This is a genomic window from Amycolatopsis sp. NPDC104863, assembly GCF_055582965.1.
The window spans coordinates 1,016,114-1,030,469 of sequence record NZ_JBVJOW010000002.1; the positions used below are offsets into that span (position 1 = coordinate 1,016,114).

The following is a 14,356-nucleotide window of genomic DNA, read 5'->3' on the forward strand; positions in this document are numbered from 1 at the left end:
GATGGTGGTGCCCCGGCCGGTCGGCAATGCTCGGGGGCATGGGGAAATCGCTGTTCGCGCTGCTCTGTGACATCGCCGCGCCGGTCGGCGGTTACTACCTGCTGCGGGCGTTCGACGTCGCGCCGGTCTGGGCCCTGACGCTCAGCGGCCTCCCGCCGGCGCTGCGGGTGCTGTACCTGGCGGTGCGGCACCGGCGCGTCGACGGCATGGGGGTGTTCGTGCTGCTCATCGTCGCGCTCGGCCTGGCGACCACGCTGCTGACCGGCGACGCGCGGCTGCAGCTGGTCCGCGGCGCGTGGTTCAGCGTGCTGATCGGCGTCTGGATGCTGGCGAGCCTCCGCGTCGGCCGCCGCCCGACGACCTACCAGGCGACGCTGGCGCTGGTGCCCGGCCGCGCCGACGAGCTCGAGGCGCGCTGGGCGGACACGCCGTCGTTCCGGCGCGTGTGGCGGGTGCTGACGGTCGTCTGGGGGGTCGGCGGGCTGGTCCACAGCGGGCTCAGCATCGTCATGGCGTACTCGCTTCCGGTGGACGTGGTGCCCGGACTCGATACGGTGCTCTCCATCGCGAGTTTTGTGGTGCTCCAGGTGGTCACCCAGGTCATGCTCGCGCGGGAGGGCACGATGAACCGCATGTGGGCACGCCGATGATCGAGATCCCGCCACCCGGCGAGTACCGGCTGGACCCGGCGCGCTGCCGGATCGGCGTCTCCGGCACGCACCTCTTCGGAATGTCCACTGTGGACGGCGAGTTCCCGTTGGCGGGCGGGGTGGTCGTGGTCGCCGACCCGGTGACGGAGTCGCGGGTGACGGCCGAGATCGACGCGAGCGGCCTCAAAACGGGCGACCGCCTGCGTGACACGGAGCTGCAGTCACGGCGGTTCCTCCACGGCCGCGAGCACCCGCTCATCACGTTCACCGAAGGCCGGCCGGTGGCGGACGGGCCGCGGTGGGTACTCGAGGGCGTCGTCACGGTTCGCGGAACCGCGGCCCGCGTCCAGTGCGCGATCGACGCGGTCCAGATGTCCCCCGAGGGCTTCTCGGCCCGCGCGGCGACGGTGGTGGACCGGTTCGCGTTCGGCCTGACGTACGGCAAACGGCTGGGCGGCCGCGAGTTCACGCTGACGCTGGACGTCACCGCCGTCCGGAGCTGACGCTCAGCTCCCGGCCGCGTGCGCGGGCACCAGGTACAGGTTCTGGGTGCCCATCCACGGCGAGTCGATCCGCCAGCTCGCCAGCGCCGTCGAGGGCGGGGCGCGGCGGGTCGTCGTCAGGACCAGGTCCGGGCTGATCGGGGCGACGCTGTGGTCGAAGTTGTGGAAGTTCGCCTCCAGCAGCGCCCGGCCGACTTCGCCGCTGCGGCGTTTCGTCTCGGTGATCGCCGGGTCGACGGCGCCGCGGTCGGAGAACTCGTCGACCAGCTCGCAGTCGCACGCGTACGCCAGCGCGCCGACCTCACCCGCCGTCTCCACCTTGCGGCCGTGGGCGATCGCGGCCAGCTCCTGGCCGATCTCGCGGTACTCGGTCGTCGACGCGTGGTTGCTGGTGATCGGCGCGAACTGGCGCGGGAGACCGGGCAGCGCGTACGCCGCGACGCTCACCGCGAGCACCGCGCCGGCCACCGTCCACGTCCCGCGGCGCACGCGCTCGGGGACCGCCGAGGCGCAGGCGGCGAGGAAGATCGTCGCGCCGATGATGCTGGGCGCGTAGTACCAGTGGTACGGCGGCACGCCCAGCCGGCTGTAGGCCACGTAGTGCAGGGCGCCCGCGACGGCCAGCGCCGCGAACGGCGTCAGGCGCCGGGCGGTCTCGGACCCGCGGCGGTACAGGATGACCCAGGCCACGCCCGCCACCCCGGCGAGCAGCAGTGGCAGGAACGAAAGCGTGGCCTGGACCGGGAAGTTGCGCCAGTACAGGAGCGGGCCGTTGGTGAAGCTGAACGGCCCCCACGACTGCTGGCTGATCTTGATGACCAGCGTGTCCGGCACGGCCGAGCCGAGCACGACCCAGCTGAAGCCGAACCACGGCAGCGTCACCGCGAGGGCGGCGAACGCCGTGCGCCAGATGCCGGTCCAGAACTCGCGACGGGCCGCGAACAGGACGGCCGCGATGAGCAGCAGGTCGATCCGGACCAGGGCGAGCAGCCCGATCACCACACCGAGCCGGCCGGCGTTGCGCTCCCCCGCGTAGACCAGCGTCCAGACGACCCCGGTGGCGCCGAGCGCGACCTCCAGCCCGATCGACGACAGCAGCAGCGGGTTGACCAGCAGCAGCCCGAACGTCAGCGGCGCGAACGCCGGGGGCAGGCCGGTGCGCTCGCCCAGCCGGCGCAGGCCCAGCACGAGCAGCACCTGCGCGGCGACGAAGACCACCCCGGCGGCCAGCACGGCGTCGCGGACGACGAAGGTGACCGCGCCGAGGGCCAGGACGTTCAGCGGCGACGTCGCGGTGTTCGCCGTCCCCTGCTCGATCAGGCCCCAGTGGCCGTGGAAGGCGAGGTTCTTCGCGTACGACAGCGTGATGTAGGTGTCATCGATGAGGTGGCTGCTGACCAGGGCGAACACCAGGGCGGAAGCCGTCGCGGCCCCGGCTGGTAAGGCCCACGAACGGGCGACGGGCAGGGCCGCCGGCAGCGCACCGGCGGCCTTCGGGAGTCCTGCGGAGGCGCTTCGCATCCCGGACACCGTACCCCGGCCGTGATGCTTCTGTGATCTGAGTGGGGTGCGGGTGGCTCACCCCACAGCGGTCAGATGCCGTTCCCGGAGCCGGATTCGCCCGAATTGCCGGAGTTTCCACCGCCGCCGCGGCCGGGGAAGCCACGGCCGTCGGGGCCCTGGTTGGGGCCGTTGTACTGGCGGTGGATGCCGGGACGGCCATCGCGTGGGCCGTGGCTGGTCGCGGCGGCGATCCCGCCGACGACGCCGCCGCCGATCAGCAGGCCGAGGACGCCCACGCCGACGAGCTGGGTGGCGCGATGGCCGACGAAGCGCCGGAACCCGCCGGGCTGGCGTTGAGCGGCTTGGGGTGCGCCCCAGGCGCCGTAGGTCTGGCCGGGTCCGGGCTGGGAGAGCTGAGGGGTGGGCGGCACCGGCGGCGGCAGCTGGCCGCCGGAGGGGGTGGCGCCGGGCTGCGGGTGCGCGGTGGTCGCGTCGGCGGCCGGAGGCGCGGGCTGATCCGGCGCGGCACCGGCACCCGGCGCGGCCGTGGTCGGCTGCTCAGCGGCCGGAGTGGCGGCGGTCGGCTGCGCCGCGGCCGCATCGGCGGGCTGGCCAGCGGCACCGGCACCCGGGGCGGCCGTGGTCGGCTGGGCTTGGGTCGGGCCGGCCACGGTCGGCTGCTCAGCGGCGGCGGGCTGGCCCGGCGCGGCACCAGCACCCGGCGCGGCAGCGGTCGGCTGCTCAGCGGCGGCCGGCTGGGGCTGGGTCGGCTGGTCAGGGGCCGCCCCAGGGGTGGGCTGCTCGACGGTCGAGTCGGGCGGGACCTGCTTCGGGTCGCGCGGCTGGTCGTTCATGGTCGCTCCTGTGGTGGTCACGGGGACGGGCGCACTGCCCGCCCCCACCACCTCAGGGTGACCCCGTCAGCTGTGCTGAACCTGAAGCCAACCTGTCGATCCGCAATGAGACGTCACAGGTAGAACGAGAGGAACAGCGTGGCCACCCACGTCGCGCCGAGCACCTGGAGCACGCGGTCCTTGAGCGCGATCTCCTCCGGCTCGCCCGCGATGCCGCCGTCGACGTCCACCGCATACCGCAGCACCGCCACCACGAACGGCACCATCGAGATGAGCGCCCACACCGAGTTGTGCTCGGTCTGGCGGATCTCGAACGCCCACAGGCAGTACGACATGATCAGGATCGCCGCCGACGTCGCCCAGACGAACCGCAGGTAGCTGGCCGAATACTTCTTCAGCGACGAGCGGATCTTCGCGCCCGTGCGCTCGAACAGCATGATCTCCGCGTAGCGCTTGCCGGCCACCATGAACAGCGAGCCGAACGCCGTGACCAGCAGGAACCACTGCGAAAGCGCGAGGCCGCCCGCGACGCCGCCGGCGATCGAGCGCATCAGGAAGCCCGAGCCGACGATGGCCAGGTCGACCACCGGCTGGTGCTTGAGGCCGAAGCAGTAGCCGAGCTGGACGGCCTCGTAGACGCCCAGCACGACCGCCAGCTGCCAGCTGGCCAGGAACGACACGCCGAGACCGGCCAGGAAGAACACGACCGCGGACCCGTACGCGACGGGCACCGGCACGATCCCGGCCGCGATCGGCCGGTTGCGCTTGGTCGGGTGGGCCCGGTCGGCCTCGACGTCGACGGCGTCGTTGATGAGGTAGACCGAGCTCGCCACCAGGGAGAAGGCCACGAAGGCGACGATCGCGTCGAGCAGCAGGCCCGTGCGGTCGGTCGACTTCGAGAAGGCGAAGAACGGGGCCGCGAAGACCAGCACGTTCTTGACCCACTGGCGCGGCCGCGCCGTCTTGATGACGCCGCCGACCAGGCCGAACGGCCCACGGGCGGCAGTCGCCGTCTCCACCGCGGCCGGGGTCTCCGGCGCCTCGGGAGTCACGGCCGCTTCGTCGCTGTTGCGCTGCTCGGTCGTCTCGCTCATGGGTTCTTCTTCAGCTTCCGTCGTATCAGACCACCGACGAGCCCCCCGAGGGCCGCACCGGCCAGAACGTCTGTCGGATAGTGAACGCCGAGCACGAGCCGCGAGGCGAGCATCGGCGGTACCAGGGCGGGCACCAGGTTACGCCCGGTCAATCCGGAGTAGAGCACCGCCGCCGCCGTAGTGGACGTCGCGTGCGACGACGGGAAGCTCAGCTTGCTCGGCGTGCCGACGAGGACCTCGACGCTCGGGTGGTCCGGTCGCGGCCGCCTGACCACGCGTTTCACCGCGATGGACGCGGCGTGGGCGCCGACGACACCCGCCGACGCGACCAGCCAGTCCTTGCGCCGCTTCTTGTCGACCACGGCGCCGAGCAGGCCCAGGCCGAACCAGCCGATGGCGTGCTCGCCGAAGTGCGACATGCCGCGCGCGGCTTTCACCGAAACGTCACTCTTCAGAAAGCCCTGGGCCTTCGAAAGGACGGCGACCTCGCCCGTCGGGGCGCCCTTCTCAAGCATCGAGGGACCCGTCGAGCGGCGCGCCGTCGGTCAGGTGCGGGGCGATCTTGTTGTCGAACGCCGACAGCGCCGAACCGATGGCCATGTGCATGTCGAGGTACTTGTACGTGCCGAGCCGGCCGCCGAACAGGACGTTCTTCTCGCGCGCCTCGACCTTGGCCAGCTCGCGGTAGGCCTCGAGCTTCTCGCGGTTCTCCGGCGTGTTGATCGGGTAGTACGGCTCGTCGTTCTCGTCCGCGAAGCGCGAGTACTCGCGGAAGATGACCGTCTTGTCCTTCGGGTAGTCCCGCTCCGGGTGGAAGTGGCGGAACTCGATGATCCGGGTGTACGGGACTTCCTGGTCGTTGTAGTTGACGACCGAGGTGCCCTGGTAGTCGCCGGTCCCGGCGACCTCGGACTCGAAGTCGACGGTGCGCCAGGTGAACCGGCCCGCCGAGTAGCCGAAGTAGCGGTCCAGCGGACCCGTGTAGACGGTCGGGGTGCCGGCCGGGATGTGCTCGCGGACGTCGAAGTAGTCGACGTTCAGCCGGATCTCGATGTTCTCGTGCTCGGCCATCTTCTCGAGCCACGCCGTGTACCCGTTGACCGGCAGGCCCTCGTAGGTGTCGTTGAAGTACCGGTTGTCGAAGTTGTACCGGACCGGCAGGCGCGTGATGATGTTCTCGCCCAGGTTCTTGGGGTCGTTCTCCCACTGCTTCGCGGTGTACCCGCGGATGAAGGCCTCGTAGAGGGGACGGCCGACCAGCGAGATGGCCTTCTCCTCGAGGTTCTGCGCGTTCGCCGTCTCGAACTCGGACGACTGCTTGGCGATCAGCTCGCGCGCCTCGTCCGGGGTGTGGGACTTGCCGAAGAACTGGTTGATCAGGGCCAGGTTCATCGGGAACGAGTAGACCTGGTCCTTGACCCGCGCGAACACGCGGTGCTGGTAGTTGGTGAACCCGGTGAACCGGTTCACGTACTCCCAGACGCGCTTGTTCGAGGTGTGGAACAGGTGCGCGCCGTACTTGTGCACCTCGATCCCGGTCTCGGGCTCCGCCTCGGAGTAGGCGTTGCCGCCGATGTGGCTACGCCGCTCGAGGATGAGGACCTTCTTGCCCAGCTCGGCCGCGGCCCGTTCGGCGACGGTCAGGCCGAAGAAACCGGACCCGACGACGACGAGGTCGTAACCTGCGAAATCGTCTTCAGTAATCTTGGCGGGGTTCGTGTGCGCGCTCACGGGCGTCGAGGGTACGCAGGTCGGTATCCCGGCCCGCACCCGACTATCACATTTCGGCCTACGACACACCTGGAAAGCAGTGCCTGCACCCGAGGACTTCTGGAGCTACTTCGCCGCGGTGGCCACTTACCTGGCCGTACTGGCGGTGCCTGGCGGCGTCGTCGGATGGGCCGCCGGTGTGCGCGGCTGGGCCCTGGCGGGCCTCGCCCCGCTGCTCAGCTACGCCATCACCGGCCTCGCCGGGCCGTGGCTGGCGATCATCCACGTGCCGTACGGCTCGCTCAGCGTCGCCGCGTGCACGCTGTTGCTCGCCGCGGTGCTCTACGGCCTGCGCCGGCTCGCGACGGCCCGGGGGTGGCTGTCGCCGGGCGCCGAGGAGCCGCCGGTGCCGTGGACGCGCCGGGCGCACCTGGCCGTCGGCGCCTGCGTCGCGGTCGCGACGGCGGTGTCGATCGCCGTGGTCGTCTCCGGCCGCGGCGGCACGACCGCGGTGTTCCAGCGCTGGGACACCGTCTTCCACGCGAACGGCATCCGCTACATCGCCGAGACCGGCGACGGCTCGCTGACCGGCATGGGCACGCTCAACTGGTACCCGGACGGCTCCTTCTACCCGAACGCCTACCACCTGGTCGGCGCGCTGGTCTACCAGCTGTCCGGGACGTCGGTCCCGGTCACGCTGAACGCCGTCACGATGCCGATCGCCGGGCTCTTCGCGCTGGCCATGGTCGCGCTGGTGCGCCAGCTCGGCGGCCGCGCGGTGTTCGCCGGCTGCGCCGCGCTGGTCGCGGGCGGCGCGACGACCGGGGCGTACGAGTCGGTGTCGAGCGGCCTGCTGCCGTTCGCGCTGGGCATCGTGCTGACGCCGCTCGCCGTGGTCGCGTTGCAGCGGTTCGTCGTGCGGCCGGGGGTGGACACCGGCGCGGTGCTGGCGCTGAGCGCGACCGGCCTGCTCGCCGCGCACTCGAGCGCGTTGTTCGGGGCGATCCTGTTCGCGTTCCCGGTTGTGGTGCAGCGCTGGTACCGGGCGCTGCGCGGCCGCCGGGTCGACGGCGTGCCGGCCGGCCGCGCCGGGTGGCGGGTCGTCGGCGGGGACGTACTGCGGATGCTGCCGGTGATGGTCGCGGCGGGCGTGCTGGCCGCGCCGATGATCCTCGGCGCGATCTCCTTCACGTCCGGGTCGTACCCGTACCACGCGTGGGGCTCGCACATGGCGGTGTGGAAGGCGCTCGCCATGCTGGCGACGTTCAAGCAGGTGCTGCCGGTGCCGCAGATCTGGCTGACGGTGTTCCTCGCCCTCGGGGTGTTCACGCTGGTGCGGCTGCGGCGGATGCGCTGGCTGGGGCTCTCGGCGATCGGCCTGTCGGCGCTGTTCGTGGTCGTCGCGTGCTTCGGCGGCGAAGACTGGGTGATCAGCCTGTCGCGGCCGTGGTGGAACGACCGCTTCCGGCTGATGGCGCTCGCGGCGATCCCGATGTGCCTGCTCGCCGCGCACGGCATGAGCGAGACCCAGCGGTGGCTGGCGAAGCTCGCGAGCGGCCGGGCGTGGGTGCGGGCGCGGCCGTGGCTGACCGGCCGGGTCGGGCTCGTGTCGGCGGTGCTGCTGGTCGTGGCGATGGGCGTGCTGACCGGCGGGTTCTACCGTGCGGCCAACGCCAAGACGGTGTCGCTGCTCTACTACAACGGCCTCCCGGGCGAGGTGGTCCCGCCGGTCAGCCAGGACGAGATCGACGCGATGGACCACCTCGGCACCCTCGGCATCCCGGCCGACCAGAAGGTGCTCAACGACCGTCTCGACGGCACGGCGTGGATGTACGCCCTGACCGGCGTCCACCCGGTGGCCGCGCACTACGACGCCGGCGTGGTGCCCTTCGACGCCGACTACCTGGCCCGCCACTTCCGCGACTACGACAGCGACCCGCAGGTGCGCGCGGCGACCCAGCGGCTGAACGTGCACTACGTGCTGATCGGCAGCGGCACCATCCGCCGCGACACCCCGATCGCGGCGGGCCTGCAGCACCTGGACGGGCACGACTTCCTGCAGGTCGTGTACCGGAACCCGGGCGCCGTGATCTACCGGATCGTGAAGTAAAGAGCCCTCGTGGCCGCGGCGCCCCGTGCCGCGGCCACGAGGGCCTCCCGTCCCCCAACCACCCCCGGGGTGATCTTTGACGTCTGCCTGAAGGACGCCGTCGGGACGGCAATCGGTTTCCCGGCTAGGCGAATGTCACCCGTTCGGCCTAGCGTGCAGTTCCGGCAGGACGTCGCTCGCCACCTGCTCCAGCACCGCCTCGCGCCCTTCGTACGGCGCCGACGAGCGCGGCCAGTGCGCGATGACGTCCGTGAAGCCCAGCTCTTCGGCGCGGCCGGCGGCGTCGCGGAACGCCTCCACGCTGCTCAGCGAGAACACCGGGGACGCGTCGACGCTCAGGTGACGCTGGATGCTCGCCCGCTCGCGGCCGACGTCGTCGAGACGCCGGTCGAACACCTCCGTGAGCTCCTTGATGCCACGCCACCAGTCGTCCTCGGTCGCGCCGCCCTTGCCCGTGGTCACCCAGCCCGCGCCGAAGCGCGCGGCCAGCGTCATCGTGCGGGGGCCGTTCGCCGCGACCACGAACGGCAGCCGCGGGCGCTGGACGGTGCCGGGCAGGTTGCGGGCGCCGCGGGCGCGGTAGTACTCGCCGTCGAAGTCGAACTTGTCGGTCATGAGCAGCCCGTCGAGGGCCTCGACGAACTCGGTGAAGCGGTCCACGCGCTGCTTGGTCGTGAGCTCCGGCGCGGCCAGCACCTGGCCGTCGTAGTGGAGGTGGTCGACGCCCGCGCCGACGCCGAGGACGAACCGGCCGTCCGAAACGTCGTCCAGGGTGGTCAGGTCACGCATGAAGGGCACCGGGTGCCGCGCGACCGGCGACGCCACGAACGTGCCCAGCCGGATGCGGGACGTCACCATCGCCGCCGCCGTCAGGGTCGGGACCGCCGAGAACCACGGCCCGTCGACCAGGTTGCGCCAGCCCAGGTGGTCGTACGTCCACGCGTGGTCGAAGCCGTACTCCTCGGCTGCGCGCCACTTCGGCTCGGCCGCCCACCAACGATCTTCCGGAAGAATCACGATGCCTACTCGCACACTGCCGGACGGTAGCGGTACCCACCGACAAACGCTCGGACGGGGACGCGGCCACCCGAACGGGTCAGGGACAATGGCGGAGTGGAGAGACCCCTTCTGATCGCGTCCGACGTCGACGGCACCCTGCTCGGCCCCTCCGAAGCCCTCAGTGCCCGCACCATCGCGACCGTCCGCCGGGTGGTCGACGCCGGGGTGCCGTTCGTGCTCGCCAGCGGCCGGCCGCCACGCTGGATCGCGCCGATCGCGAAGCCGCTCGAGCTGACCGGGTACGCGGTGTGCGCCAACGGGGCCGTCCTCTATGACTGCGGCACCGAAGAGATCGTCGAGGTCCACGGCCTGCTCGCCCCGGAGCTGCTCAACGACATCGCGAGCGCGCTCGACAAGGCGCTGCCCGGCTGCCGGCTGGCGTCCGAGCGGGTCGCGACCGGCGCGGTCGACCACGACATGCGCAACTTCGTGATCGAACCGGACTACCACAACCCGTGGGGCGACGGCGAAGGCCGCGTCGGGCCGCGCGCCGAGGTGGTCGGGCACCCGGCGATCAAGCTGCTGGTCAGCCACCGCGGCATGTCGTCGGAGGAGATGGCCGACGCGCTGAACTCGCTGTTCGACCGCGAGGTCGACGTCACCTACTCGTCTTCGGGCGGCCTGGTGGAGCTGTCCGCGCACGGCATCACCAAGGCGACCGGCCTCGCCGACGTCGCCGAGCGGTTCGGCGTCGAGCCCGCGCGCGTGATCGCCTTCGGGGACATGCCCAACGACGTCGAGATGCTGCGCTGGGCCGGCCACGGCGTCGCGATGGAGAACGGGCACCCGAAGACCCAGGACGTGGCCGACGAAATCACCGGCCCGGCCGGCGAAGACGGTGTCGCGCAGGTCCTCGAGCGCTGGTTCTAGCGGCGGTCGAGCTCCGCGGCTTCCTCCGGGGTCGGCGCGGTCCCGCCCAGGTGGGCGGGCAGCCACCAGCGGTCCTCGTCCGACGCGGGCTGGTCGGGGTACTCGGCCTGGGCCCGGTCGAGCAGCGCGCTCATCCGGTCGCGCAGCTCCTTCGTGACGACGTCCCAGTCGTCGCGCTTCGCCGGGCGCATCGGCTCGCCGACGAGGATCAGGACGGGCACGTGCCGGCGCGTCAGGTCCTTCGGGCGGCCCTTCGTCCACAGCCGCTGGGTGCCCCACAGCGCCATCGGCACCACGGGGACGTCGGCCGCCGCGGCCATCCGGACGGCGCCCGACTTGATCTCCTTGACGGTGAACGACTGGCTGATCGTCGCTTCCGGGAACACACCCACGACCTCGCCGGCCTTCAGCTTCTGGACCGCTTCGCGGTAGGAGGCCAGCCCGGCGGAGCGGTCGACGGAGATGTGGTGCATGCCGCGCATCAGCGGCCCGGCGATCCGGTTCGCGAAGATCTCCTGCTTCGCCATGAACCGCGTCAGCCGCTTGGCCGGGCGCGCGCCGAGGCCGCAGAAGATGAAGTCGAGGTAGCTCACGTGGTTGCACGCGATGACCGCGCCGCCGTGCCGCGGGATGTTTTCCGCGCCCTCGACCCGGATGCGGTTGTCGAGTACCCGGAACATCGTCCGGGCCGCCGCGATCACGGGCGGGTACACGAGGTCAGCCATCCCGCCAGGTTACGGGACCGTAGGTTCCGCGCGGCCGTTCAGCGGGGAAGAACACAAAACGGGCGAAGCTCACGCCGTCCGCACGGCCCGCCGCCGGACCGGGATCGCCAGCACGACGGCCAGCAGGATCGTGAACAGCGCGACGGACTGGTGCTTGGTGCCTTCGATGCCGTCGCCGAGGGCCGCAGTGCCGAACTGCGTCAGCGAGACGACCAGCAGGAACCCCAGCACGACGCCCAGCGGCCCCCGGCGTAAGAACCAGGCCCTGACCAGCACGAACAGCCAGATCGGCACCAGCACGAACAGGCCGAGCGGGGCGATCAGACCGGTCAGCCAGGACACCACGGGCACCCGGTGCTCCTGTGCGTGCGGCGCGAAGCCGGCCGACTGGTCGAAGCTGCCGAGGTAGTCCGGGCGCGCGGTGAGCTGGTCGGTCGCCGCGCGGTTGAGCACCTCGAGTGTCCGGCCCGGGTGCGTCGCGAAGTACGTGACGACGTTGCGGCGGCTCATCTGGCCGCGGTACTGCGCGTAGAGCGGGTCCATCGTGGCCGGGTGCGGGTGCCACCAGCCGTTGCCCGCGTACTGCGCGAACGACGGCGGCAGCCCGAGGTCGGCCAGGTCGGCCTGCGTGTCGTGCCGGCCGTCGACGATGTTCAGGAAGATCGAGTTGAAGACGTTGATCTCGCGCGAATCGTCCCCGGGCCGCGCGGCGAGCGAGCCGTCGGGCGCGACGGCCGGCTCGACGCTCTGCTGCGCGTAGAGCGTCACGGCGCCGAGCGCGCCGATGACCAGCGCCGCCGACGCCCACCGCCGCGCGCCGCGCAGGCTGCCCGGCCGGACCAGCAGGATCGCCACCACGAGGATCGGCAGGATGGTCAGCGTCTGGACCTTGGCGTTGACCGCCAGCACGCCGCCCACGAGCGTCACGACCATGCCCGCGTAGCTCCACCGGCCTTCGCGGGCGGTCAGCAGCAGGCCGCCGACGGCGAGCAGCAGGCCGAGGAAGGCGGCGCCTTCGCCGAGCACCGCGGCGAAGTACCCGAAGAACGCCGAATCCGCGACGACCAGCAGCAGCCCGGCCGCGACGGCGAGCCGCGCCCGGCGCCCGTACGGCAGGCCGAGCACGATCGCGGCGATCGCTCCCGCGGCGATGATGCTGCTGAGCAGACCCAGCACGACCAGGCTCAGTGTCGCGTGGGCGCCGACCACCCCGCCGAGGCGGACGGCCACGTCCGCGAGCCAGCTCTGCGTGAGCAGGTAGGTCGGCCGGCACGGCGCCGAGCCCGGCTCCGCGCGGTAGGCGAGGTGGATGAACGCCTCTGGCCCGCTGTGCCAGGTGATCCCGGCGCCGCACAGCACCCGGGCGCCGTCGCCGTTGTTGGACATCGCGACCGGGCGCGGCACCAGGAACCGCACCACGAACAGGGTGAGCGCCGCGCCGAACACCCCGAGCCCGAGCAGCGCTTCGGCGTCCAGCTGCCGTTTCGGGACCTCGAGCTTCACGAAGGACAGGGTACGTAGCGGAAGTCCGGGCCCCGGTCGAGGTCGATGACCACGGACTTCGCCTGCTCCGCCCGCGGGTAGACGGCGACCCAGTAGGGCGTGCCGACCCGGCGGAACGTCGCGACCTGGTACTTGCCGGCGTAGACCGGGTCGATCACACAGCGCTGGGTTTCGGCGTACCCGCCGTCGGAGGGGACGGCGACGGTCGGCTGGCGGCCGTTGACCACGTAGTCGTAGTCGGTCGTGACGCCGCCGTCGTGCCGGCCTTCGCGGGCGATGTGCTCGTCCGTGCGGCCGAGGACGTCGATGATGAGCAGCTGCCCGCCCTCGGCGGCGAGCGCGCCGGGCGCGGCGGCGCTGACCACCGAGCCGGGCGGCAGGTACGTGCCGAGCCAGCCGCCGATTTCGGTGAGCTCGGAGCCGTACGCGCGCCAGTCGCGCACGCGGTCGAGCATCTCGGGGCTGAACACGGACACGAGCACCGCGATCCCGGCCAGCCCGCCGGCGGTCACCGGGACGAGCCGGGTCGCGGCGGGCCAGGCCCGCGGCCGGGGTGACGGCTTCCCTTCGACGTCCGCCGTGAGCACGCCGTACACGGCGACCGACGCGACGGCGACCAGCGGCGGCACGGGCGCCAGCAGCCGCCACGCCGGGTCCAGGTCACCGCCGGCCAGCACAGCCACGGCGGCGAGCCCCACGACCGTCGCGAACAGCAGCCAGATCAGGGCGCGGGCCTCGAGCGCGACCCCCTTGGTCCGGCGCAGCAGCAGGGCGACCGCCGCGACCAGGCCGAGCAGCAGGAAACCCTGGTGCGCCAAGGCGAACCCGGACAGGTACGGCCAGCCGGCGGCGACCTGCGACCCGAGCGGGCCGTCGAGCTTCGCGGCCAGCGGCGCGGGGAGGAAGTGCTGGTAGAACGTCGCCCGCCAAGCCAGCCGGGGGATGAGGAACACGACCGCGCCCAGGATGAACCCCACCGGCGCCCACCAGCTGTGTTTCTTCTTCAGCGCGGCGCCCAGCAGCCAGAACCCGCCCATGACGGCGATCACCAGACCCTGCGGGCTGGTCATCACGGCGAAGGCGACGAGCACCCCGGCGACCACCGGGCGGCGCGCCGCGAGCGAGTAGCAGACGGCGAGGGTCAGGAGCACGAACAGCGGGACCTCGGAGCCGGAGGGCCCGTAGACCGCGAGGCCGCCGGCGCTCGCCGTGAGCACCGCGGCGGCGACCCCGATCGCCGGCCGCGGCTCGGCGCCCTCCGGCGTGGCCGCCCCGACGATCCGGTTCACCAGGAAGAACGAGACGAGCACACAGCCCAGGGTGGCGACCACACCGAACACGACGGCCGTGGTCCGCACGTCGGCGCCGAACGCGGCCCGCGGCAGCGCGATCAAGACCAGCCAGAGGAAGTTCGTGTAGCCCTCGACGCGTTCACCGGGGTTGAAGACCGGGCCGTTGCCGTCGGCGATGTTCTGCGCGTAGCGGAACGAAACGAGCGCGTCTTCGGTGACGGTCGCGAACATCAGCTGGTGGAGCAGCGACAACCCGAGGGTGAGCGCGACGACGAGGCCGCGCCAGCCGCGGTCGGTGTCCAGGCGTCCCCAGGTCAGCACCACGATCGCGGCGAGCACCAGCCACGCCACCACGACCGCGTAAACCACCCGGCCCCCTCGTGAAGATCACCCCGCCGGCGCCAGTCAAGCAGGGAAAGACTCTTGTCAATATAACCCGATCGGGTATCGCCTTTCGAAGTCCGCAATTGGTCCCGTTCGAAC

General features: G+C 71.8%; 13 protein-coding genes. 4 read left to right on the plus strand and 9 right to left on the minus strand.

Annotation, left to right across the window (positions count from 1 at the left end):
• The first annotated feature begins 38 nt into the window (after positions 1-38).
• Both ACZ63J_RS14595 and ACZ63J_RS14600 read left to right on the plus strand, forming a co-directional pair.
• Positions 39-650 (plus strand): VC0807 family protein, encoded by a 612-nt coding sequence (locus ACZ63J_RS14595; RefSeq protein WP_465400892.1) that lies wholly within the window; start codon positions 39-41, stop codon positions 648-650.
• Positions 647-1,153, plus strand: coding sequence for a YceI family protein (locus tag ACZ63J_RS14600; protein ID WP_465400893.1), 507 nt, complete (start codon positions 647-649; stop codon positions 1,151-1,153). The genes ACZ63J_RS14595 and ACZ63J_RS14600 overlap by 4 nt, the downstream gene beginning before the upstream one ends.
• A gap of 3 nt (positions 1,154-1,156) precedes the next feature.
• On the opposite strand, the gene ACZ63J_RS14605 is transcribed toward ACZ63J_RS14600, so the two are convergent.
• The 5 genes from ACZ63J_RS14605 to glf form a co-directional block, all read right to left on the minus strand.
• On the minus strand, positions 1,157-2,674 hold the full coding sequence (locus ACZ63J_RS14605; RefSeq protein WP_465400894.1) for a hypothetical protein: 1,518 nt from the start codon (positions 2,672-2,674) through the stop codon (positions 1,157-1,159).
• 71 nt (positions 2,675-2,745) lie between these two features.
• Entirely contained in the window at positions 2,746-3,510 is a 765-nt protein-coding gene (locus ACZ63J_RS14610) for a hypothetical protein (protein WP_465400895.1), read from the minus strand.
• Positions 3,511-3,623: 113 nt separating this feature from the next.
• The gene (locus tag ACZ63J_RS14615; RefSeq protein WP_465400896.1) at positions 3,624-4,604 is read right to left on the minus strand and encodes a decaprenyl-phosphate phosphoribosyltransferase; all 981 of its coding nucleotides are present in this window, start codon (positions 4,602-4,604) and stop codon (positions 3,624-3,626) included.
• Positions 4,601-5,119, minus strand: a complete 519-nt coding sequence (locus ACZ63J_RS14620) for a phosphatase PAP2 family protein (protein WP_465314018.1) — start codon at positions 5,117-5,119, stop codon at positions 4,601-4,603. The genes ACZ63J_RS14615 and ACZ63J_RS14620 overlap by 4 nt, the downstream gene beginning before the upstream one ends.
• Positions 5,112-6,335 carry a UDP-galactopyranose mutase gene (gene glf, locus ACZ63J_RS14625; protein WP_465314017.1) on the minus strand — a complete coding sequence of 408 codons (1,224 nt, stop codon included), beginning with the start codon at positions 6,333-6,335 and terminating at the stop codon, positions 5,112-5,114. Before glf ends, ACZ63J_RS14620 begins: the two co-directional genes overlap by 8 nt.
• Positions 6,336-6,414: 79 nt before the next feature.
• On the opposite strand from glf, the gene ACZ63J_RS14630 reads away from it, so the two are divergent.
• A complete protein-coding gene (locus ACZ63J_RS14630; RefSeq protein ID WP_465400897.1) occupies positions 6,415-8,424 on the plus strand; it encodes a DUF6541 family protein in 2,010 nt (669 codons plus the stop codon).
• A 135-nt stretch (positions 8,425-8,559) separates the two neighbouring features.
• On the opposite strand, the gene ACZ63J_RS14635 is transcribed toward ACZ63J_RS14630, so the two are convergent.
• The gene (locus ACZ63J_RS14635) at positions 8,560-9,456 is read right to left on the minus strand and encodes an LLM class flavin-dependent oxidoreductase (protein ID WP_465400898.1); all 897 of its coding nucleotides are present in this window, start codon (positions 9,454-9,456) and stop codon (positions 8,560-8,562) included.
• A 96-nt stretch (positions 9,457-9,552) separates the two neighbouring features.
• On the opposite strand from ACZ63J_RS14635, the gene ACZ63J_RS14640 reads away from it, so the two are divergent.
• Positions 9,553-10,353, plus strand: a complete 801-nt coding sequence (locus tag ACZ63J_RS14640) for an HAD family hydrolase (RefSeq protein WP_465314088.1) — start codon at positions 9,553-9,555, stop codon at positions 10,351-10,353.
• On the opposite strand, the gene ACZ63J_RS14645 is transcribed toward ACZ63J_RS14640, so the two are convergent.
• The 3 genes from ACZ63J_RS14645 to ACZ63J_RS14655 all read right to left on the minus strand — a co-directional run bounded on the left by ACZ63J_RS14645 (position 10,350) and on the right by ACZ63J_RS14655 (position 14,242).
• A complete protein-coding gene (locus tag ACZ63J_RS14645; protein ID WP_465400899.1) occupies positions 10,350-11,078 on the minus strand; it encodes a lysophospholipid acyltransferase family protein in 729 nt (242 codons plus the stop codon). The two genes, ACZ63J_RS14640 and ACZ63J_RS14645, sit on opposite strands and share 4 nt — an antisense overlap.
• A 69-nt stretch (positions 11,079-11,147) precedes the next feature.
• The gene (wsfD, locus tag ACZ63J_RS14650) at positions 11,148-12,581 is read right to left on the minus strand and encodes a glycan biosynthesis hexose transferase WsfD (RefSeq protein ID WP_465400900.1); all 1,434 of its coding nucleotides are present in this window, start codon (positions 12,579-12,581) and stop codon (positions 11,148-11,150) included.
• Complete coding sequence (locus ACZ63J_RS14655) at positions 12,578-14,242, minus strand: hypothetical protein (protein WP_465400901.1); 1,665 nt, start codon at positions 14,240-14,242, stop codon at positions 12,578-12,580. Before ACZ63J_RS14655 ends, wsfD begins: the two co-directional genes overlap by 4 nt.
• Positions 14,243-14,356 lie beyond the last annotated feature (114 nt).

Bases quoted from the DNA above. Each gene is read 5' to 3' on its own strand.
- ACZ63J_RS14600 (WP_465400893.1), top strand. From the start codon at position 647: ATGATCGAGATCCCGCCACCCGGCGAGTACCGGCTGGACCCGGCGCGC.
- ACZ63J_RS14605 (WP_465400894.1), bottom strand. From the start codon at position 2,674: ATGCGAAGCGCCTCCGCAGGACTCCCGAAGGCCGCCGGTGCGCTGCCG.
- ACZ63J_RS14615 (WP_465400896.1), bottom strand. From the start codon at position 4,604: ATGAGCGAGACGACCGAGCAGCGCAACAGCGACGAAGCGGCCGTGACT.
- ACZ63J_RS14595 (WP_465400892.1), top strand. From the start codon at position 39: ATGGGGAAATCGCTGTTCGCGCTGCTCTGTGACATCGCCGCGCCGGTC.
- ACZ63J_RS14610 (WP_465400895.1), bottom strand. From the start codon at position 3,510: ATGAACGACCAGCCGCGCGACCCGAAGCAGGTCCCGCCCGACTCGACC.
- ACZ63J_RS14620 (WP_465314018.1), bottom strand. From the start codon at position 5,119: ATGCTTGAGAAGGGCGCCCCGACGGGCGAGGTCGCCGTCCTTTCGAAG.
- ACZ63J_RS14645 (WP_465400899.1), bottom strand. From the start codon at position 11,078: ATGGCTGACCTCGTGTACCCGCCCGTGATCGCGGCGGCCCGGACGATG.